The following is an 18628-nucleotide window of genomic DNA, read 5'->3' as shown; positions in this document are numbered from 1 at the left end:
GAGACAAAAGAATGAAATCGCATCAACGCAACGCGCAAAGGAGCTCGCAATGAACTCAAGTGCGCAACGCTGGTTTGGCGTGGTCGTGTTGTTCCTGGTCGTCGCCATTTCGTACATCGATCGCATCAATATTGCGGTGCTGATCACGCAGCATGACTTTCTGCAGCATATTGGTCTAGCCGCCAATGACCGCAGCGGCCAAGGGTTGTTGGCCACGGCCTTCATGGCTGGCTACGGCTTGTCCGCCATTGTGTTCACTCCGTTTTGTGCTGCCCTGTTTGGCGTGCGCCGCAGCTTGATCTACGGGCTCTGCCTGTGGGGGCTGATCACCATGGTTTCGCCTTGGTTCAACAGTTACATCGAGATCCTGGCGTCCCGCTTTATTCTCGGCTTTGCCGAAGGTCCGCTGTTCTCGCTGGGCGCGTCCTACATCAAGGCTCATTTCGACAGCCGGGAAAGCGGCAAGCCCAACGCGATCTTCAACATGGGCACCGGTGTCGGCTTGGCGGTGGGTTATCCGCTGGTGGGCTACGCCATTGCCAGCGCCGACTGGGAAGCGTCGTTCCATCTGCTCGGCCTCCTTAATCTGCTCTTGGGCATTCCGCTGGTGCTGGCGTTTGTGCGCATGCCGGCGCGTTACGCGGCTATCCCTAAGCCGGAGTCGCTCCCGGCTGCGCTGAACACGGTTGGTGAGATGTTTCGCGGTGCCTTCCACACGCGCCACATCCTGACCATGACGGTGCTGACCGCCGCCTTCCTTTCCTACCTGTGGGGCAGCAGCAACTGGTTGCCGACCTACCTGAAGGAAGCGCGTGGCTTTTCCCTGCGCGAGATGGGCTGGATGGCATCGATGCCGCAATACGCTGCAGTGCTCGGTGTGCTGCTGGGCGGGCTGTTGCTGGATCTCATCCCGCGTCGCCGCATTCCGCTGATCTTCGTGTTCGGCAGTTTGGGCGTGGCGGTGGCAGTGCTGCTGGCCATCAATAGCACCGACCGCTATGCCGCCGCTTACTGGCTGACGGCCGCCAGCCTGTGCTGGGGCCTGCAGAGCCCGGCCATCCCCAGCACCGTGCAGTTCAACGCCAAGCCTGAGCACGTTGCGTGCGCGTTTGGTGTCACCAATGGTGTGGGCAGTCTGGTGGCGGGTTTTATGCCGGCCATCATGGGTGTCGTGATCGGGTTGGGGGGCGGTGGTGGCCTTGCTGCCGGTTTCGGCAGCCTGGTGGGTACCCAATTGATCGTACTGCTGTGTGGACTGGCCCTGCTGCGCAAGGGAGAGGCAGCCACGCGCGCCGTCCCTGGCACGGTGCACTGACAACCCGCAACGAATCACAGCGCTCGCCGGCCACCCGAGGCCACGCGGCGCCAAGCAGGAGATGAAGATGAATACCATTCGAGGCATCGACGAAATCGTCTACGGTGCCGACGACCTTGCCGCCTGTAAGCAGTTCTTCCAGGACTGGGGCCTCACGCTGAAGGCAGAAGACGCCAGTGGCTTGCTGTTCGAAACGCTCAACGGCTGCCGCGTGCGCGTCAAACGCAGCGACGATGCCACGCTGCCGCCGGCCATGGAGGCCGGCCCTACGCTGCGCGAAGTGATCTGGGGTGCGGATTCGCAAGCCGTGCTGGATCGTCTGGCCGACAAGCTGGCAGGTCAACCGGGCTACATCAATGCGGACGGCCGTGTTGGCTGCATCGACCCGAACGGCCTGGCTGTGCGGGTGCAACTGACCGCTAAGCACGACATCGACGTGCAATGCGCAGCGATGAACACGTGGACAGACAAGCCACGCCTCAACCAGCCCAGCCCCATCTACGAACGCGCCACGCCAATCGAAGTGGGCCACGTGGTGTTCTTCGTGAAGGACGTGGCCACGACCGAGCGCTTCTACATCGAGAAGCTCGGCTTCGTACCGTCGGATCACTATCCGGGCCGCGGTGCCTTCCTGCGCTGCGAGCCGGAAGGCGGCCACCATGATCTGTTCCTGCTGCAACTGCCGCAGGCCAAGAGCGGGCTGAACCACGTGGCCTTTACCGTGCGCGATATCCACGAAGTGTTTGGCGGCGGCATGCATGTGTCGCGCTGCGGGTGGGATACGCAACTCGGCCCGGGCCGTCACCCGATCTCGTCGGCGTACTTCTGGTACTTCAAGAACCCCGCCGGCGGCCTGATCGAGTACTACGCCGATGAAGATCAACTGAATGGCGAATGGCAGCCGCGCGATTTCGAGCCCGGCCCGACCGTGTTTGCCGAATGGGCCATCGACGGCGGTATCGACGGCAATACGCGCCGGCAGAAGGATGCCGGCAAGGTTGAGGGCAAGTTCCTCACCGAGAAGCGCTGAACCGAAGTTGAGAGACGTGTCAGTCATGAGTACGAATCCCCCCCTCAACCTGCGCGTGCACGCCATGCGCTACGAAGCCCAGGGCATCGTGAGCGTGGAGCTGCGCGATGTGGACGGCAAGACCCTGCCCGAATACGCGCCGGGCGCACATATTGACCTGCACCTGGGCAATGGCCTGGTGCGCAGCTACTCGCTGTGCGGTGCGCCGGAAGTGCGTGACCGTTATGTGGTCGGCGTGCTGCTCGACCGCAATAGCCGTGGCGGCTCGCGCTACGTGCATGAGCAACTGCGTGTGGGCTCGACGCTCAAGATTGGCGGCCCGCGCAACAACTTCGTGTTGGATGAAGCCGCGCCGCGCACGGTTCTGGTGGCCGGCGGCATTGGCGTGACGCCTATCGTGTGCATGGCGCGCCGGCTGGCAGAGCAGGGCAAGACGTTCTCGATGCTCTACTGCGCCCGCTCACGTGCGGAAGCGGCCTTCGCCGATGAACTGGCGGCACATGGCGATGCTGTGCGCTTTCACTTTGACGCAGATGCAGGCGGCCCGCCGGATCTGAAGGCGCTGCTCGCAGGCCATCCGGCGGATACGCATTTCTACTGCTGCGGCCCCGGCCCGATGCTGCGCGCTTTCGAGGCCGCATGCGAAGCGCTGGGCTACACCAATGTCCACATCGAACGCTTTGCGGCGGATGCGGAAGTGTCGTCGGTGCAGGAGGGTGAGTACACGGTCAAGCTGGCGCGCACCGGCTCGGAGCTGTGCGTGCCCGCCGGCAAGTCGCTGCTCGATGCGCTGCTGGAAGTGGGCGTGGAGGTGGAATACAGCTGCAAGGAAGGCGTGTGTGGCTCGTGCGAGACACGCGTGCTGGAGGGGGAACCCGAGCATCGTGACAGCGTGCTCTCCAAGAGCGAGCGGGCCTCTAACCAGACCATGATGGTCTGCGTATCCGGCTGCAAGGGTAAGCGGCTGGTGGTTGATCTTTAAGCAGTTGAGCGCCGGCCTGACCAGTCGCGCGCTCTCTTTTTTTACGTTGCCAATTTCTTAAACATCGTTTCATAGGTGGAACGATCGATAACGGTCTGCCAATAGGCGGGCGATAACAACGGACGGGGCCCGACACCCCGGCCAACGGAGGAAGCAAACATGAGGAAGACACTGTTCGCCATGGTGGCGATGGGCCTGGCCGGTACGGCTGCCGCGCAGAGCAATGTGACGTTGTACGGCAGCATTGACCAAGGCGTGGCCTACATCAACAACCTGAAAAGCGGTGCGACCAGCGGCTCTGCCATGCGCGTGGACCCGGGCACGATGCAGCCGGACCGTTTCGGTTTCCGTGGCTCGGAAGATCTTGGCGGCGGTACCCAGGCCATCTTCCAGTTGGAATCGGGCTTTCTGGGCGACACCGGCAACAGCGTGGTGGCAGGCAAGCTGTTCAACCGCGCCGCATGGGTCGGCCTGTCGAACGAACGTCTGGGCAACATCCAGCTCGGCCATCAGGCGGACTTCATGTTCGATTACCTCGGCCGCCTGAGCAACGGCTTCCAGCTCACCAACTTCTACCTGTTCCACCCGGGCAACTTCGATAATCTGGCCAACCAGTTCCAGATCGACAACGCTGTGCGCTATGTCTCGCCCATCTTCGGCGGGCTACAACTGGGCGGCATGTACGGTTTTGGCGAGGTACCGGGTTCGCCTTCGAAGAGCCGCAGCTACAGCCTGGGCGCGTACTACAGCAACGGCGGCTTCCGCGCTGCTGCGGCCTATACCGCGTCGAACGACCGTGCGCTGGACATTGCCGGCCGCCTGGGGATCACCAACACGCTGGGGACGACGCTGGTGCCGGGCGTGATGACGCCGATGAGCTCGGTCAAGTCGTTCGGTGCGGGCACGCTGTACCAGTTCAGCGGCCTGCCGGTGCAGATCAATGCGGTCTACACGCAAACGCGCATCACGCTGGGCGGCGCCAATGCCCGCTCGCAGAACGTCGATCTGGGCACGGCGTGGCACTACACCGCGGCGAACACGCTCAACGTTGGCTATACCTTCAGCAAGTACGAAAGCGCACGCTGGAACCAGTTCAGCGTTGGCAATGTGTATGCGTTCTCCAAGCGCACGCAGGTGTACTTGCAGGGCACATATCAGCGCGCCTCAGGCGATGCGCCGTCGGCGGCGATCAACGGTGTAGGCGTGTCGGCCAACCGCAGCCAGATCGTTGTCAGCACCGGCGTGCATCACTCGTTCTGACGGCCTGACCCGGCGCGGCGCTGCCAGACTGTCGTCTAGCGGTGCAGCGCCGCGCGTTCCCTAGGCCTTGCGCCGTGATTTGGAGGCAGGCAGCGGCATGGCGTTTGCCGCCGCTTCGCGGCGCCGGGTGGATTCGCGCACAACCAGGCGCGGTTCGAGCAGCGCATATTCGCCGTCACCGTCCTGGCCGGCCAGCAGATCAAGCAGTTTCTGCATGGCCACCTCACCCATGCGCTCGCTCTGCAGGTCCATCGTGGTGAGCGCGGGGGAGGAGTACTCCCCGTAGGGCACGTTGTCGAAGCCCACCACCGATACGTCATCAGGCAAGTTGAACCCGAGTGCGCGCGCTTCTTTCATGAAGCCGAGTGCGATCAAGTCGTTGTAGCAGATCACCGCCTGCGGGCGTTTGGGCGCAAGCATGATGGCAGAACAGGCCTGTTCGCCAGCCAGCGCCGAGGGCGCGTACGCGTCGTGAATGTCGACGGTAAGGCCGGCCTCCTGAAAACACTCCGATACCCCGCGAATGCGCTCTGCATTCCAGCGCGATTGGCCGAAGCCCAGGTAAGCCACCTGGCGGTGGCCTTCGTTCAGCAAGTGTTTCGCCAGCATGTAGGCTGCCAGATGGCTGTCTGAGCCGACGCTGGGAATCTGCAGTTCACGCGTGCGGCCAAACAGCACCACCGGCTTGTTCAACTCGAGCATCCACTGAATCGCTTCTTCCGGCATGCGCGAGCTGACGATCATGCCATCCACGCGCTGTGCAAGCGCTTCGATCAACTGTCGCTCGCGCTCTTGGCTTTCTTCCGTATCCACCAGCAGCAGCGTGTAGTCATTCTGCAGGGCAATCCGGTTGGCGCCTTTCACGATGTTGGTGAAGTGCGGATTACGGATGTCGAGGATGGCTAGGCCGATGGTGCGTGTCTTGCCCGTGATCATCGAGCGCGCGAGCGGGTTGGAGCGGTAGCCGAGCTGTTCGATGGCGGCCTTGAGCTTGGCTTCCACCGGCGCGGAAAAACGCTGCGCGCCGTTCATATACTTCGACACGGTGGCCACGGATACCTCGGCAGCGGCTGCAACGTCTCGAATGGTCGGAGAGCTCTTTTTCATCGGGTGGCACGTACGTGCGGTGGCGAGAGGGTGGGCCGCTGCACGAAAACGGCAGCGGCCAATGGTGCGGAATTATAGGTGGAGAACGTTTTCCACCGGTGCGCATTGGCGTGGATGGCGCACGGTGCTGCGCCGGTACCCTCCTCAGGCGACGGTGTGGTCCGCCATCAGTTCGAGCGCGCGCACCAGGGCGGAGTGGTCCCATGCCTTACCGCCGTTGGCGGCGCACACGCTGAAGAGCTGTTGTGCACTGGCAGTGTTGGGCAGGGCGATGCCGAGCTTGCGTGCGCCGTCCAACGCTAGGTTCAGGTCTTTCTGGTGCAGTTCGATGCGGAAGCCCGGGTCGAACGTGCGCTTGATCATGCGCTCGCCATGCACTTCCAGGATGCGCGACGAGGCAAAGCCGCCCATCAGCGCCTCGCGCACGCGCGCCGGGTCGGCGCCGGCCTTGGAGGCGAACAGCAGCGCCTCGCCCACCGCCTCGATGGTCAGTGCCACGATGATCTGGTTGGCCACCTTGCAGGTTTGCCCGGCGCCGGATTCGCCCACCAGCGTGATGTTCTTGCCCATCAGTGCAAACAGCGGCTTGGCGCGTTCAAACGCCGCCTCCTTGCCGCCCACCATGATGGTGAGCGTGGCATCGCGCGCGCCAACTTCACCGCCCGACACAGGCGCATCCAGGTAGTCGGCACCGAGCGCTTCGATGCGCTTGGCGAAGGCCTGCGTCTCGATCGGCGAGATCGAGCTCATGTCGATGAACAGCTTGCCGGCGGTCAGGCCCTGGGCCACGCCATCTTCGCCAAACAGCACGTTGGCCACGTCCTGCGTGTCCGGCACCATGGCAATGATGATGTCCGCCGCCTGGGCGACAGCCGCGGAATTGGCGACGACCGTGGCGCGTGCACGCAGGTCATCGGGCACCGAGTGTTTGCCACTGACGACAAGCGTGTGATCGCCCTTGAGCAGGTTGCGGGCCATGTGGGCGCCCATGATGCCCAGACCGATGAAACCGATGGTTGCCATGATGTTCTTCCGAGTTGTTCGGTGAGGTGAGGGTGGTTGCTTCGTACTTCGCAATCAATAACGCGGTTTCTTGCGTGTCCAGTCGGGGCGGAACTTGCGCATTTGCGAGACATCGTCGCGGTTGGTGATGCCGCAGCGCAGATACTGCGCGTGCAGCGCGGCTAGTGCATCCTGGTCAATCTCGATGCCTAGGCCCGGCGCGTCGGTCACGCTCACGCAGCCGCCCTCGATGGCGATCTTGCCGCCCTTGAGTACTTCGTCATCCTGCCACGGGTAGTGCGTGTCACAAGCGTAGGTCAGATTGGGTACGGCGGCGGCCAGATGCGTCATCGCCATCAGACTGATGCCCAGGTGTGAGTTGGAGTGCATCGACAGGCCCAGTCCGAAGGTCTCGCACATCGCCGCCAGCGTCTGCGTGGCGCGCAGGCCGCCCCAGTAGTGGTGGTCCGACAGCACGATCTGCACACCATTGAGTGACACGTTGCGGCGGAACTCGTCCATGTCCGTCACCACCATGTTGGTTGCCAGCGGCAGGCCGGTGGCCTTGTGCAGTGCAGCCATGCCCTCCAGGCCCGGGGTAGGGTCCTCGTAATACTCCAGGTCGCCCTGCAGCAGCTCGGCCATGCGGATGGCCGTCTCCAATGACCAGTTGGCGTTCGGGTCGATGCGCAGCGGATGGTTGGGGAAGGCGCGCTTGAGCGCCTTCAGGCACGCCACCTCCACCTCCGGCTCCAGCGCGCCGGCCTTGAGTTTGATGCTGCCGAAGCCGTACTCGTCGATCATCTTGCGGGCCTGTTCGACCATCTGCTCGGCGTTGAGCGCAGGGCCCCACGCGTCAGGCTTGTACGACGGGTCGACATCGCTGGCGAACTTGAAGAACAGGTAGGCGGAGAACGGCACCTTGCGACGCACGGCGCCACCCAGCAGCGCGTGCACGGGAATGCCGAGCGAGCGCGCTTGCAGATCCACGAACGCCACCTCGAACCCGCCGAACACCTTGCGATCCCCCTTGCTGGCCGCGGAGCCTGGCGCGACGTCCAGTTCGACGCCCTGCGCTGCCGGGGCACCCGCCGCCGTCACGCGCTGCCACAGACCGTTCAGGTCAAACGGGCTCAGTCCGATGAGTGAATCCTTTACGCGCAGCAGGCCTTCGAGCACCGGCTTGTCGCCATACGTTTCGCCCAGGCCGACGAGCCCGTTGTCAGCCTCCACTTCGATGATGGAGCGCAGCGCAAACGGCTCGTGCACGCCGCTGGCATTGAGCAGCGGCGGATCGCTGATGGCGATGGGGGTGACGCGGACGGCGGTGATCTTCATGGAGGGCTTCCTGTTGCGGATGGGGCGGCTGGTCGACCGCCGGGTATCTTTGGGTAACGTTTTCCTATCGTAAACAATTTTCCTGAAAGCGTAAACCGAGCGATCGGCTACCTGGTCGATAAAGAAAGTGCTGAGGATGTTCTCAGTAGAAATCGAGAAAGAGAAAACAGAATGTTGGCTTACCTAAGCCATCTTTGACTAGGGTGTGATGCAAGAGGGGGCGGCGCATTCCAGTTGGTGTGAGCGGAAAGGTGGAGAGCGAATCGCTTTGAGGAAGTCGGTTGACGGTGGGTTCGGGTTTTCACGAGTGTGGCCAACCAGGAAAACGGTTGACTTGGCTCTGGCTGATCCCTATAGTTTGGAAACCGTTTTCCAAGAAGTTCTCTTTCAACCGCTTCCTCGATATGCACACTCAGTTCGATTTCCACGGCAAGTTGGCTGTCGTGACCGGCGCCAGCGGCGCGATCGGCGCAGCCATCGCGCGCGAATTCCACCGTGCCGGCGCGCACGTGGTCGCCACCGGCCGCAATCGCCAGGCACTCGAAGCCCTGAGCAAGAGTCTGGGTGAGCGCTGCGACATCGTCATGGGTGACATGGCGGATGGCGCGCATCGCCAGGCCATCATCGACCGCTCGGCGGAGCGTGGCGGCATCGACGTGCTGGTCAACAACGCCGGCATGACCCAGACCAAGAAGCCGACCGCAGACGGCACGCTCACGGATTTCGACGAGATCGTCTCCGTCAACCTCCGTGCCATGTACGCGCTCAGCCTGGATGTGATCCGCGGCTGGATCGGGCGCGCGCATCCGGGGGTCGTGGTGAATGTGTCGTCGCCGGGGGCGCAGCGTGCGCACCGCAACAACGCAATCTACGACATCAGCAAGGGCGGCGTGGATGCCATGACGCGCTGTCTGGCCGTGGACTTCGGCCACCACGGTATTCGCGTGAATGCGATTGCGCCGGCACAGATTCCGCATTCCCACACGAAGAACGTCGACCCGGCTGCCGCACGCGGCTTGCCGCTGCCCCGTCACGGGTTGGCGGAAGAGGCCGCGCGGCCGGTGTTGTTTCTGGCGTCCAGCGCAGCGTCGTTCATCACCGGGCACGTGTTGCCCATTGATGGCGGTCTGCTCGCGCAGTTGCGGATGCCCGCCACCGCGTAAGGGTAAGGGGCGGTGCAGGGCTTGAGCGGCTTGCCCGAGCCGGGGCGTGGAAGTTGATGAACGAGCACGGCGCCACATACGTTGGACGCCGAGCCGAAAGAACAAGCAGGAGACAAGATGAAGATCACCAGGGAACGCACGCGCCTGTTTGCGCGGCTGATGGCATCAGGCGCAGCATGCGCGGCACTGTTCGGATTCGCATCGCACGTGCAGGCGGAGACCACGCTGCGTGTCTGGACGCGCTCCAACCCGGATGCGCGCGCCACCTACGACAACATCGCAGCCGCGTTCACCAAAAAGACCGGCATCAAGGTCGAGTACTTCAATGCGATGACGGACTACGAGCAGCGTCTGTCGCGCGCCATTGCCGGCAATGACCTGCCCGACGTCATCATCAACGACAGTTCGTCGCTGGGCCTGATGATGAAGACCGGCGTGGCTACCGAGATTGACCGTGCCGGCTTCCCCGGCAGCGCCGATATCCAGGACCGTGCCTGGCAGGGCGCGCAGGGCTACAACGGCAAGTACTACGCGGTGCCGGTGTCGGTGCAGTCGTTCGTGTTCTTCATCCGCAAGGACTGGCGCGAGAAGCTCGGCCTGCCGCAGCCGAAGTCGTGGGACGACATCGCAAAGCTGGCCAAGGCCTTCACCACGATGCAACCGGCAGGCGCCGGCAAACCGGTCTACGGTTTTACGTTCCCCGCCTCGGCCACGCGTGGTTACACCACGTGGTTCATGAGCAGTTTCCTGTGGCAGGCGGGTGGCGATTTCATCCGCCCGGATGGCAAGGGCAAGTTCCGCGGCGCGCTGGATGAGCCCGCCGCCGCCAAGACCGTCGCCTACTTCCGCCAGATGCTGTGCACCGACAAGGTGACGCAGCCGGGCGCCATCAACGCCACCACGGCCGATGCCATCGCCAGCTTCCGTTCCGGCCAGACGGGCATCTTCTTCAGTGGCCCCTATCACATCGCAGTAGTGGATCAAGAGCCGGGCCGCGACAAGATCGAGGTGGTTGCGCCGCCGCCGGGCCCGGCCGGCAAAGCGGACAGCCTTGGCGAAGGCGAGTTGGCGTACGTCACGCGTTCGGCCAATAAGCAGGCTGCGCTGTCATACATCGCGTTCCTCACGTCGCCGGAAGGGCAGAAGTTGGGCATGCATCCGGGCGGTTTTCCGGTGGTGCGCCTGCCGGTCAACAAGACGGTGGATGCCGGCAAGGTCTACAACGACCCGCGCTGGCAGACGGTCGAAACCGTGTACGAGAAGAACGCGCACTACGCCCCTGCCATTCCTGACTGGATGAGCATGCGCCAGCTCACGGCCGACGGCCTGAACCGCATCCTGGCCAACTGCAGCAGCGATATCGATGCCGGCCTGAAAGACCTGAACAAAAAGGTCAACCAGGAACTGGCCCGCCAGCGCGTGGCTGCAAACTGACGGCGGGCTTGTCATGCGACTCACCATGAAACGCAACGCGCGCGGGCTGGCCACACGCCATCCGATTGTGCCGTGGCTCTTCCTGCTGCCGGCCATTGCGGTGTTTGTCACGTTCAAGTTCGTGCCGATGCTGCGCGGGCTGGAGATGAGCTTCTACCAGGTGCACTTCGGCGCGGATTGGCAGTGGGTGGGGCTCGAGAACTTCGAGCGCGCCTTTGCCGACACCGATCTGCACGCGGCTGTGGTGCAGACGGCGCTGTATGTGGCGGTGTCGGTCATCGCATCGGCTGTGATTGCCTTCTTCCTGGCATTGGCGCTGGAAGGCCCGGCGCGGCATCTGCGCATCATCCGCACGGCGATGTTCCTGCCGGCTGTGACGAGCGCTGCCGTGGTCGCGCAGATCTGGCAGATCCTGCTGGCGCCCACGCCGGAGGGCATCGGCAACACGATCCTCGGCTGGGTTGGCGTGGCACCCGCAGGCTTCTTTGCCGACCCCGATCTCGCTCTCGGCTCGCTCATCGCCATGCAGATCTGGAAGACCGTGCCCTACGACATGATGATCTTCATCGCGGGCCTGACCGGCGTGAACCGAGAGCTGTACGACGCGGCCGCCGTGGATGGCGCCCGTTGGCACCATCGTCTGTGGTATGTGACGCTGCCCGCCATCCGCCACACCTTCGTGATCGTGGGCGTGCTCGGTTTCATTCGCGGTGTGCGCGTGTTTACCGAGGTGTATTCGAGCACGGGCGGCGGCCCTGGTGGCGCTACCGAGGTTGTCATGACGTACGTCTACAAGGCCGGCTTCGTGCAGTTCGACTACGGCTATGCCTCTGCCGTGTCGTGCCTGCTGTTCCTCTTCACGGCGGTGACCACCGTCACCTACCTGGCCCTGCGGCAGCGGAGCAAACGTCATGAACGCTAAATCGATTGTTTCCGGGCAACCCGCTGCCATGGCGCCTGCGCAATCCCGCGTTCGGTTTTCGGGGGTGGCCGGTACGGCAGTCCGCTGGCTGCTGTACGCAGTTGTCGTGGCCGTGTTTGCCGGCCCGTACTGGGCAATGATCGCCACCGCTTTCAACGCCGATACCGTGCAGCCGGGCCAGCTCCAGTTGTGGCCGTCGCACCCGTCGCTCAAGCATTTCGTCTATGCGTGGAGCGAGGCTGGTGCGTGGCGCAATCTGCTGAACTCGTGCGTCGTGGTGGTAGCCGGCCTGGCGCTGCAGATCACGGTGAGCGCGCTGGCGGCGTACGCGCTGGCTCGCAAGAAGTTTGTCGGCGCGGGCGTGGTGAGCCTGCTGTTCCTGTCGACCATGATGCTGCCGGAAGAGGTCATCGCCATTCCGCTGTACCTCGTGCTCGGCAAGCTGCCAGTGGTGCACGCGAGCCTGTTGAACTCCTACCTCGGGATGATCCTGCCGGTAGCCGGCTGGGCGTTCTCGATCTTCGTGCTGACCGAGTTCATGAAGGCCGTGCCGATGGAGCTGGAAGAGGCCGCGCGCATCGACGGCGCAAGCGAGTGGCAGATTTTCTTCAACGTTGTGCTGCCGCTGGTCAAGCCGGCGCTGGGCACCACGGCCATCTTCGGTTTCCTGATGATTTGGGACCAATACCTGCTGCCGCTCATCGTGGTCAACCGCGAGACGCTGTACACGCTGCCCGTCGTGCTTGCCTCGCTGCGCACCGACGAACACATCTCGCCCAACGTCTTCATCGCCGTCACGCTGCTGGCAATGATTCCCAGCGTGGGGCTGTACCTCGGCCTTCAGAAGCACTTCCAGCGCGGACTTACGTCCGGCGCGTTGAAGGGCTGAGGCTGGGCCCGGTAACCGATCAGAACAGAAAGAGGAGCGAACCATGGCTTCCGTGACCCTGGACGCAATCGACAAGCGCTTTGGCGACCAGCACATTATCAAGAACGTTTCGGTGGACATCCGCGACGGTGAGTTCTGCGTGCTCGTGGGCCCGAGCGGCTCGGGCAAGTCGACGCTGTTGCGCATCATCGCCGGCCTGGAGGAAGTGTCGGGCGGCACCGTGCGCATCGGCGGGCGTGACGTCACGCAACTGCACCCGAAGGAGCGCGACATCGCGATGGTCTTCCAGAGCTACGCGCTGTACCCGCAACTGACCGTGCGCGAGAACATGGGTTTCAGCCTGAAGCTCGCCAAGCGGCCGAAAGCAGAGATCGATGCCATCGTGAATGAGATCGCGCGTTCGCTGGCGCTCGACAAGCTGCTGGACCGCTATCCGCGCCAGCTCTCGGGCGGGCAGCGTCAGCGTGTGGCCATGGGGCGCGCCATTGTGCGCAAGCCATCGGTGTTCCTGTTCGATGAGCCGCTCTCCAATCTGGATGCCGCACTGCGTCACCACGTGCGTGCGGAGATCCGCGAGATGTACGAGCGCATGCGCACCACCTGTGTGTATGTGACGCACGACCAGGTCGAGGCCATGACGCTGGCTGACCGCATCGTGGTGTTGCGCGATGGCCGTGTCGAGCAGGTCGGCACGCCGGTCGAGCTGTATGACCGCCCGGTGAACCGCTTTGTCGCGCAGTTCATCGGCTCGCCCTCCATCAACTTTTTCGAGGGCGTGGCCCAGGTGCGTGGCGACCAGACCGCCATCCGCTGCGCGGAGGGCATCGAGATTCCACTGCCGGAGCGCGCCCCCGTGCACGATGGTCAGGAGATCGTCTGTGGTGTCCGCCCCGAGCACATCCGCATTGGCGCGGACGACGGGGCACAAGACATCCGCATGAACGCCCGCGTGAAGAGCGGCGAGTTCTACGGCGCCGAAACGCTGCTCGTCTGTGACACCCCGGTCGGCGCCCTGGCCGCAACCGGGCGCGACCGCCAGGCCTATGGCCTGCAGCACGGCGCACAAGCCAGCCTGAGCATTCAGACGGCCAACCTGCATCTGTTCGATCGCACAACCGAGCTGCGCTTGAACTGAGAGACCGGTTTCCCGCAGTGGATCTGCCACGGGTGAAAACCACAACGCAATCACAAAGAAGACAGAGATCCACAAGGAGGAAGGAAATGAGTTTGAAGACGAAACTCTCTTGCGCGGCGGGCGCGGTGGCGGCGATGTGTGCGACCGTCAACGTGCATGCACAGAGTTCGGTGACGCTGTATGGGGTGATCGACAACACGGTCGAGGCAGTGCGCACTACGGGATCCAACAAGGTGGGCGGCAATGTGCCGATGGCAGTGAAGGATTCCAGCAACAGCTCGCTGTGGGGCTTGCGCGGCAAGGAGGAACTGGGCAATGGCCTTTCCGCCATCTTCCAGATCGAGTACGGCTTTAACGCGGACACCGGTTCCGGCCCCAGCGGGCGTGATCAGTTTGTCGGCCTTCGCAGCGACACGCTCGGTACAGTGCAGATGGGGCTGATGACGACCCCGATGCGCGGCCTGGGCGGCAAGCTCAACTTCATTCCGGGCAGCACATCGATTGCCAACAACATTGGCATCATGACCACGCTCAACGGCGTGCAGACCAACCTGAATGCGCGTCTGGCGAACACCATCCAGTACACGACGCCCGACATGCTGGGCGGATTGAGCGCGCAGGTGGTGTATTCGCCAGGCGAGGGCAGCGTGGGCCCGACCAACAGCAGCGTGGGCGGCACCGCCGGCCAGCCGATCAACGGCATGTATGCATGGGGCGCCGGGACGCAGTTCGCTCGTGGCCCGATCTACGCGGCTTATGCCTATGAAACGCGGCGTGGCCAGGCATTGCTGGGCGCGGGGGCGGGCCTCTCGGGAGCGGGCAGCGCGGGCATGGGCGTGGCCGGGGCCGGCTACTCGAACGACTACGAACACCGCGTGGCTGTGCGCTACGAGGCGACGTGGCTGTCGGCAGGTTCGACCAATTTTTCGGTGGGCTGGGACCGGCTGGGCTCCAAGGGCATCTTCGGCACCGGCGCGGCAGTGGGCAAGGGTGAGACCTACCGCGACGCCTTCAGCGTCTCGGTCATGCAGAAGGTCGGTGCGCAGGATTTCATCTTCAGCTATTCGGTGGCACGCCCGCTCAAGTGCTCGGGTGCGGCGCAGTTCGGCCAGTGCGCGGATGCGCAGCGTGAGCACACTGGTGCGCAGCAGATGGTGTTTGCGTACCACTACTGGTTGTCGCAACGCACCATGTTGCAGGCCTACGTCAGCCGTATTCACAACGGCTCGTTCGCCACCTATGACTATGACGTGAACCCGGTTGTGACTTCGGTGGCGAGCCGTGCACCTGGCGGATCGCCGATCGGTGTGGGTCTGGGTATCCGCCACTCCTTCTAACTTTCGGTGGGGCATTTCCATGCAGCGCAACCGGTTCAAGGCACAGTTGCTCGCCCGCAAGCAGCAACTCGGCATCTGGAGCATGCTGGCCTCCAGCAATGTCGTCGAAGTCCTGACGCAGTCTGACTACGACTGGATCCTCCTCGACACCGAGCACGCACCCAACGAGGTGCCGATGGTGCTGGACCAGTTGCGCACTGTGGCCCAGACGACGATGTCGGCAGTGGTCCGGCCGAACACGAACGATGCGGTGGTGCTCAAGCGCCTGCTCGACATCGGCGCGCAGACGGTGCTGGTGCCCATGGTGGATACGGCGGACGATGCAAGGCGCGCCGTTGCGGCGGTGCGCTATCCGCCGCAGGGTATTCGCGGTGTCTCGCTGGCCACACGCGCCAACCGCTACGGGCGCGATGCCGACTACGGCCAGTGCGCCAACGAGGAGGTCGGCCTGCTCGTGCAACTGGAGACACCCAAGGCCCTGGAGAACCTCGAAACCATCGCTGCGGTGGAAGGCATCGACGGCATCTTCGTCGGGCCGGCCGACCTGGCCGCCACGATGGGGCACCTGGGTAACGTCCGGCATGCGGCAGTGCAGGCTGCCATCCATGACGCCCGCGAGCGCGCTCACCGTTGCGGCAAGCCGATCGGCATCCTGATGGCCGATCCGGAGCTGAATGCTCGCTATATCGCCGACGGCTTCGACTACGTCGCCGTGGCCACCGACATCAGCCTGATGCGCAGCGGTGCCGAGGCGGCACTCAAGCAGGCACGGTCACATCAACGCTAACCACATCATTCAAGCATGGGAATCCACGACAAAGAAGGCGGCACGGCCGCACAAGGCAAGCCATTCAAGCGCCTGCTGCTGACCGGCGCTGCCGGCAACCTCGGCCGGCAACTGCGCGGCGCACTGGCGGCATGGGCGGACGTGGTTCGCGTGAGCGACATTGCCCCGCTGGGCGAGCTGGCGGCGCACGAAGAGGGCGCAGTCGTCGACCTGGCGGACCGGCAAGCCGTGCTCGCCCTGCTCGATGGCGTGGATGCAGTCGTGCACCTGGGCGGCATCTCGGTCGAGGCGCCGTTCGATGATCTGATGCAGGCCAACATCCTCGGTCTGTACAACCTGTATGCGGCTGCTCAGAAGCAAGGCGTGCAGCGCGTTGTCTACGCCAGCTCGAACCATGCGATGGGCTTCCATCCCGTCACCTCTGTGCTGGATGTCGATGCGCCGCTGCGCCCCGATTGCCTGTACGGCGTGACCAAGTGCTTTGGCGAGGCGCTGTCGCGCTACTACTTCGATCGCTTCGGCCTGGAGACCGTGTGCCTGCGCATCGGCTCGTCGTTCGAGGCGCCGAAGAACCCGCGCATGCTGGTCACCTACCTGAGCTATCGCGATTTCATTGAGCTTGTGCGCTGCTCGCTGTTCACCAACCGCGTTGGCCATGCCATCGTTTATGGCGTGTCGGACAACCGCATCAAGTGGGTGGACAACACCAAGGCCAGCTTCCTGGGGTTCCGCCCGCAGGACAGTTCAGCCCAGTTCGAACATCTGTTCCCGGCCGTTGCACCCACCACCGATCTCGACGACCCGACGCAGCGTTTTCAGGGCGGACCGTTCGTGCTCGCCGGGCCGATGGAGCCAAAGTGATGCACGTGGTTTCGCAAGCACGTATCGAGCGCATTGACGAGGGGTACGCCCCGGCCACGGTCGGTGAGAGCCCGGTCTGGCGTGCGCAGGAAGACGCGCTGTACTGGGTGGATATTCCCGCGCAGCGCATCGTGCGGCAGCACGTGGCCTTGGGTGTGCGCACGGAGTGGGCGCTGCCGGAGAAGGTTGCGTGTTTTGCGTTCTGCCGCAATGGCGGGTTGGTGGCTGGGTTGGAGACGGGCCTGTTTGCCGTCGCGCTGCCAGAACCGGCGCCTGCCGACGGTGCAACGCTGGCCTACGCACGCAAGCTTGCTGCACCGGTGTTCCCTGTGCCGGGCATGCGCTTCAACGACGGCCGTTGTGATCGCCAGGGCCGCTTCTGGTCGGGCACGATGGTGCAGGATATGGCTGCAGCCAACCCGGCCGGCGCACTGTTCTGCCTGGACACGCAGGGGCGGTTGTCGGCGCCTGTGGTTGATCAGTTGATCGTGCAGAACGGGCTGGCGTGGTCTCCTGATGGCACGACGATGTATCTGTCCGATTCGCACCCGCAGCGTCGGCTGATCTGGGCGTTCGACTACGACACCGAGACCGGCACGCCCAGCCGCCGCCGCGTCTTTGCCGATCTGCACGACTACGTAGGGCGCCCCGATGGCGCCGCGGTGGATGCCGATGGCTGTTATTGGATCTGCGCGAACGATGCCGGCGCGGTGCTGCGCTTCACGCCGCAGGGTGTGCTGGATCGCAGGAGCGATCTGCCGGCCATCAAGCCGGCCATGTGTGCATTCGGCGGGACCGATCTCGACACGCTGTTCATCACGTCAATCCGCCCGGCCACCGGTGCCACTGAGCACGACGGGCATGTCTTCGCCGTCCGCCCAGGCGTGCGAGGGTTGGCCGAGGCGGAATACGCGGGGGTGCTATGAGCTGCGAAGACGTTTCCGGCCGGCACGCCCAGGGCCGTCGCCTGCTGCTGCGGGGCATGTTTGCGGCACCGTTGACGGCGGTGGCAGGCGCCTATCGCACCACGTGGGCAGACGGTGCCGTCGCCAAAACCAGCGCCAAGCCCGCTGCCACCTATGCACTGTTTTCAACGCAGCGTGCAGAGGCGTTGGCGGGCAACGTGCCACCTGCCGTGGCTGCGCAACTGATCTCGCTGGCACAGGCCGGGCTGACGCGTGCGTTGCACGTGCGCGAGGTTGTGCATACGCAGGGTCTGTTGCCGCATGAAGGCGACCGCGATGCGAGCGTGCTGGCGCAGCAGGACTGGCAGCAGACGCTGGTGCAGGCGCTGGCGTTTCGTGTGTCCAGTACGTCCGCCTATGCCGACAAGGCGGTGGCGTACATCGCCGGCTGGCTGCCGGCGTACCGGTCATCCTCCAACCCGGTGGACGAGGCGGGGCTGGTGCAATTCCTGTTCGGGCTGGATCTGGTGCGCGAGCATTTGTCGGCCGAGCTGACCGCGCGCATTCCTGCCTTCGGCGCGCAACTGGCCGAGGCTTACCTGACGCCCGCGCGGCGCGTGGGCGACGACAGCACCCTGCTCAACAACTGGCAGAGCCATCGCGTCAAGCTGGCGACCGCCGGTGCCTACCTGAGCGGCGACAGGCGCTGGATCGACGCGGCGCGCGCCGCCTTCATCGGCCACGTGCGACAGAACGTGCGCGATGACGGCAGCACCTACGATTTCGCCCAGCGCGATGCCATGCACTACGTGGTCTTCAACCTCGAGCCGCTGTTGATGGCGGCGTCGATGGCGGTCGCGCATGGGCACGATTGGTATGGCGCGCCCGAGATTCGCGGCCGGCTGGCGAGCGCGCTGAACTGGCTTGCCCCCTTTGCGCGCGGCGAGCGGCAGCACGAGGAGTTCGTGCACAGCACCGTCAAGTTCGATGCGCGTCGTGCTGCTGCCAACGTGAAAGGCTACGCAGGCCTTTGGCAACGCAACGAGGCTGCCGACCTCTACCGGATCGCCTCGCATCTGGATCCGCAATTCCGCGCGGTATCGGTTGGGCTGGATGCCACGCCGGTTGCGCGCACTTTGTTCCCGGCCTAGGGAGACCGCA

The 18628-nt window shown here is 64.0% G+C and carries 17 protein-coding genes; 14 read left to right on the top strand and 3 right to left on the bottom strand.

The genetic code is table 11. The features are described from left to right. The first annotated feature begins 49 nt into the window (after positions 1-49). The 4 genes from V6657_RS25420 to V6657_RS25405 all read left to right on the top strand — a co-directional run bounded on the left by V6657_RS25420 (position 50) and on the right by V6657_RS25405 (position 4587). Positions 50-1315 (top strand): MFS transporter, encoded by a 1266-nt coding sequence (locus V6657_RS25420; protein ID WP_048932106.1) that lies wholly within the window; start codon positions 50-52, stop codon positions 1313-1315. A 67-nt stretch (positions 1316-1382) separates the two neighbouring features. Further along, a complete protein-coding gene (locus V6657_RS25415; protein ID WP_048932105.1) occupies positions 1383-2345 on the top strand; it encodes a VOC family protein in 963 nt (320 codons plus the stop codon). Between the two features lie 25 nt (positions 2346-2370). Continuing rightward, a complete protein-coding gene (locus tag V6657_RS25410) occupies positions 2371-3327 on the top strand; it encodes a PDR/VanB family oxidoreductase (protein ID WP_048932104.1) in 957 nt (318 codons plus the stop codon). Between the two features lie 159 nt (positions 3328-3486). Then, positions 3487-4587 carry a porin gene (locus V6657_RS25405; RefSeq protein ID WP_048932103.1) on the top strand — a complete coding sequence of 367 codons (1101 nt, stop codon included), beginning with the start codon at positions 3487-3489 and terminating at the stop codon, positions 4585-4587. A gap of 60 nt (positions 4588-4647) precedes the next feature. Here V6657_RS25405 and V6657_RS25400 read toward each other — a convergent pair whose 3' ends face one another. The 3 genes from V6657_RS25400 to V6657_RS25390 all read right to left on the bottom strand — a co-directional run bounded on the left by V6657_RS25400 (position 4648) and on the right by V6657_RS25390 (position 8034). Next, complete coding sequence (locus V6657_RS25400; RefSeq protein ID WP_048932102.1) at positions 4648-5694, bottom strand: LacI family DNA-binding transcriptional regulator; 1047 nt, start codon at positions 5692-5694, stop codon at positions 4648-4650. 144 nt (positions 5695-5838) lie between these two features. Next, complete coding sequence (locus tag V6657_RS25395) at positions 5839-6717, bottom strand: 2-hydroxy-3-oxopropionate reductase (protein ID WP_048932101.1); 879 nt, start codon at positions 6715-6717, stop codon at positions 5839-5841. Positions 6718-6771: 54 nt separating this feature from the next. Further along, entirely contained in the window at positions 6772-8034 is a 1263-nt protein-coding gene (locus tag V6657_RS25390; RefSeq protein ID WP_048932100.1) for a glucarate dehydratase family protein, read from the bottom strand. 404 nt (positions 8035-8438) lie between these two features. Between V6657_RS25390 and V6657_RS25385 the strand changes: the two genes are divergently transcribed. The 10 genes from V6657_RS25385 to V6657_RS25340 all read left to right on the top strand — a co-directional run bounded on the left by V6657_RS25385 (position 8439) and on the right by V6657_RS25340 (position 18618). Further along, a complete protein-coding gene (locus V6657_RS25385; protein WP_048932099.1) occupies positions 8439-9197 on the top strand; it encodes an SDR family oxidoreductase in 759 nt (252 codons plus the stop codon). 117 nt (positions 9198-9314) lie between these two features. Then, on the top strand, positions 9315-10631 hold the full coding sequence (locus V6657_RS25380; RefSeq protein WP_053166294.1) for a sugar ABC transporter substrate-binding protein: 1317 nt from the start codon (positions 9315-9317) through the stop codon (positions 10629-10631). 25 nt (positions 10632-10656) lie between these two features. Further along, entirely contained in the window at positions 10657-11553 is an 897-nt protein-coding gene (locus V6657_RS25375; RefSeq protein ID WP_200900875.1) for a sugar ABC transporter permease, read from the top strand. A 28-nt stretch (positions 11554-11581) separates the two neighbouring features. Then, a complete protein-coding gene (locus tag V6657_RS25370) occupies positions 11582-12442 on the top strand; it encodes a carbohydrate ABC transporter permease (RefSeq protein WP_048932097.1) in 861 nt (286 codons plus the stop codon). Between the two features lie 43 nt (positions 12443-12485). Beyond that, complete coding sequence (gene ugpC, locus V6657_RS25365) at positions 12486-13577, top strand: sn-glycerol-3-phosphate ABC transporter ATP-binding protein UgpC (protein WP_048932096.1); 1092 nt, start codon at positions 12486-12488, stop codon at positions 13575-13577. An 86-nt stretch (positions 13578-13663) separates the two neighbouring features. Then, positions 13664-14914 (top strand): porin, encoded by a 1251-nt coding sequence (locus V6657_RS25360; protein WP_082170108.1) that lies wholly within the window; start codon positions 13664-13666, stop codon positions 14912-14914. 19 nt (positions 14915-14933) lie between these two features. Beyond that, a complete protein-coding gene (locus V6657_RS25355; RefSeq protein WP_048932094.1) occupies positions 14934-15701 on the top strand; it encodes an HpcH/HpaI aldolase/citrate lyase family protein in 768 nt (255 codons plus the stop codon). 15 nt (positions 15702-15716) lie between these two features. Beyond that, positions 15717-16562 carry an NAD(P)-dependent oxidoreductase gene (locus V6657_RS25350; RefSeq protein WP_048932093.1) on the top strand — a complete coding sequence of 282 codons (846 nt, stop codon included), beginning with the start codon at positions 15717-15719 and terminating at the stop codon, positions 16560-16562. Continuing rightward, a complete protein-coding gene (locus V6657_RS25345) occupies positions 16562-17488 on the top strand; it encodes an SMP-30/gluconolactonase/LRE family protein (RefSeq protein ID WP_048932092.1) in 927 nt (308 codons plus the stop codon). Before V6657_RS25350 ends, V6657_RS25345 begins: the two co-directional genes overlap by 1 nt. Further along, positions 17485-18618 (top strand): alginate lyase family protein, encoded by a 1134-nt coding sequence (locus tag V6657_RS25340; protein ID WP_048932091.1) that lies wholly within the window; start codon positions 17485-17487, stop codon positions 18616-18618. The genes V6657_RS25345 and V6657_RS25340 overlap by 4 nt, the downstream gene beginning before the upstream one ends. Positions 18619-18628: the final 10 nt, after the last annotated feature.

The organism is Ralstonia sp. RRA, from assembly GCF_037023145.1.
GTDB lineage: Bacteria > Pseudomonadota > Gammaproteobacteria > Burkholderiales > Burkholderiaceae > Ralstonia.
The sequence above is the reverse complement of the archived record's forward strand: the minus strand, read 5'-3'. Positions and strand labels throughout refer to the sequence as shown.

Bases quoted from the DNA above. Each gene is read 5' to 3' on its own strand.
- V6657_RS25420 (WP_048932106.1), top strand. From the start codon at position 50: ATGAACTCAAGTGCGCAACGCTGGTTTGGCGTGGTCGTGTTGTTCCTG.
- V6657_RS25415 (WP_048932105.1), top strand. From the start codon at position 1,383: ATGAATACCATTCGAGGCATCGACGAAATCGTCTACGGTGCCGACGAC.
- V6657_RS25410 (WP_048932104.1), top strand. From the start codon at position 2,371: ATGAGTACGAATCCCCCCCTCAACCTGCGCGTGCACGCCATGCGCTAC.
- V6657_RS25405 (WP_048932103.1), top strand. From the start codon at position 3,487: ATGAGGAAGACACTGTTCGCCATGGTGGCGATGGGCCTGGCCGGTACG.
- V6657_RS25400 (WP_048932102.1), bottom strand. From the start codon at position 5,694: ATGAAAAAGAGCTCTCCGACCATTCGAGACGTTGCAGCCGCTGCCGAG.
- V6657_RS25395 (WP_048932101.1), bottom strand. From the start codon at position 6,717: ATGGCAACCATCGGTTTCATCGGTCTGGGCATCATGGGCGCCCACATG.
- V6657_RS25390 (WP_048932100.1), bottom strand. From the start codon at position 8,034: ATGAAGATCACCGCCGTCCGCGTCACCCCCATCGCCATCAGCGATCCG.
- V6657_RS25385 (WP_048932099.1), top strand. From the start codon at position 8,439: ATGCACACTCAGTTCGATTTCCACGGCAAGTTGGCTGTCGTGACCGGC.
- V6657_RS25380 (WP_053166294.1), top strand. From the start codon at position 9,315: ATGAAGATCACCAGGGAACGCACGCGCCTGTTTGCGCGGCTGATGGCA.
- V6657_RS25375 (WP_200900875.1), top strand. From the start codon at position 10,657: ATGAAACGCAACGCGCGCGGGCTGGCCACACGCCATCCGATTGTGCCG.
- V6657_RS25370 (WP_048932097.1), top strand. From the start codon at position 11,582: ATGGCGCCTGCGCAATCCCGCGTTCGGTTTTCGGGGGTGGCCGGTACG.
- ugpC (WP_048932096.1), top strand. From the start codon at position 12,486: ATGGCTTCCGTGACCCTGGACGCAATCGACAAGCGCTTTGGCGACCAG.
- V6657_RS25360 (WP_082170108.1), top strand. From the start codon at position 13,664: ATGAGTTTGAAGACGAAACTCTCTTGCGCGGCGGGCGCGGTGGCGGCG.
- V6657_RS25355 (WP_048932094.1), top strand. From the start codon at position 14,934: ATGCAGCGCAACCGGTTCAAGGCACAGTTGCTCGCCCGCAAGCAGCAA.
- V6657_RS25350 (WP_048932093.1), top strand. From the start codon at position 15,717: ATGGGAATCCACGACAAAGAAGGCGGCACGGCCGCACAAGGCAAGCCA.
- V6657_RS25345 (WP_048932092.1), top strand. From the start codon at position 16,562: ATGCACGTGGTTTCGCAAGCACGTATCGAGCGCATTGACGAGGGGTAC.
- V6657_RS25340 (WP_048932091.1), top strand. From the start codon at position 17,485: ATGAGCTGCGAAGACGTTTCCGGCCGGCACGCCCAGGGCCGTCGCCTG.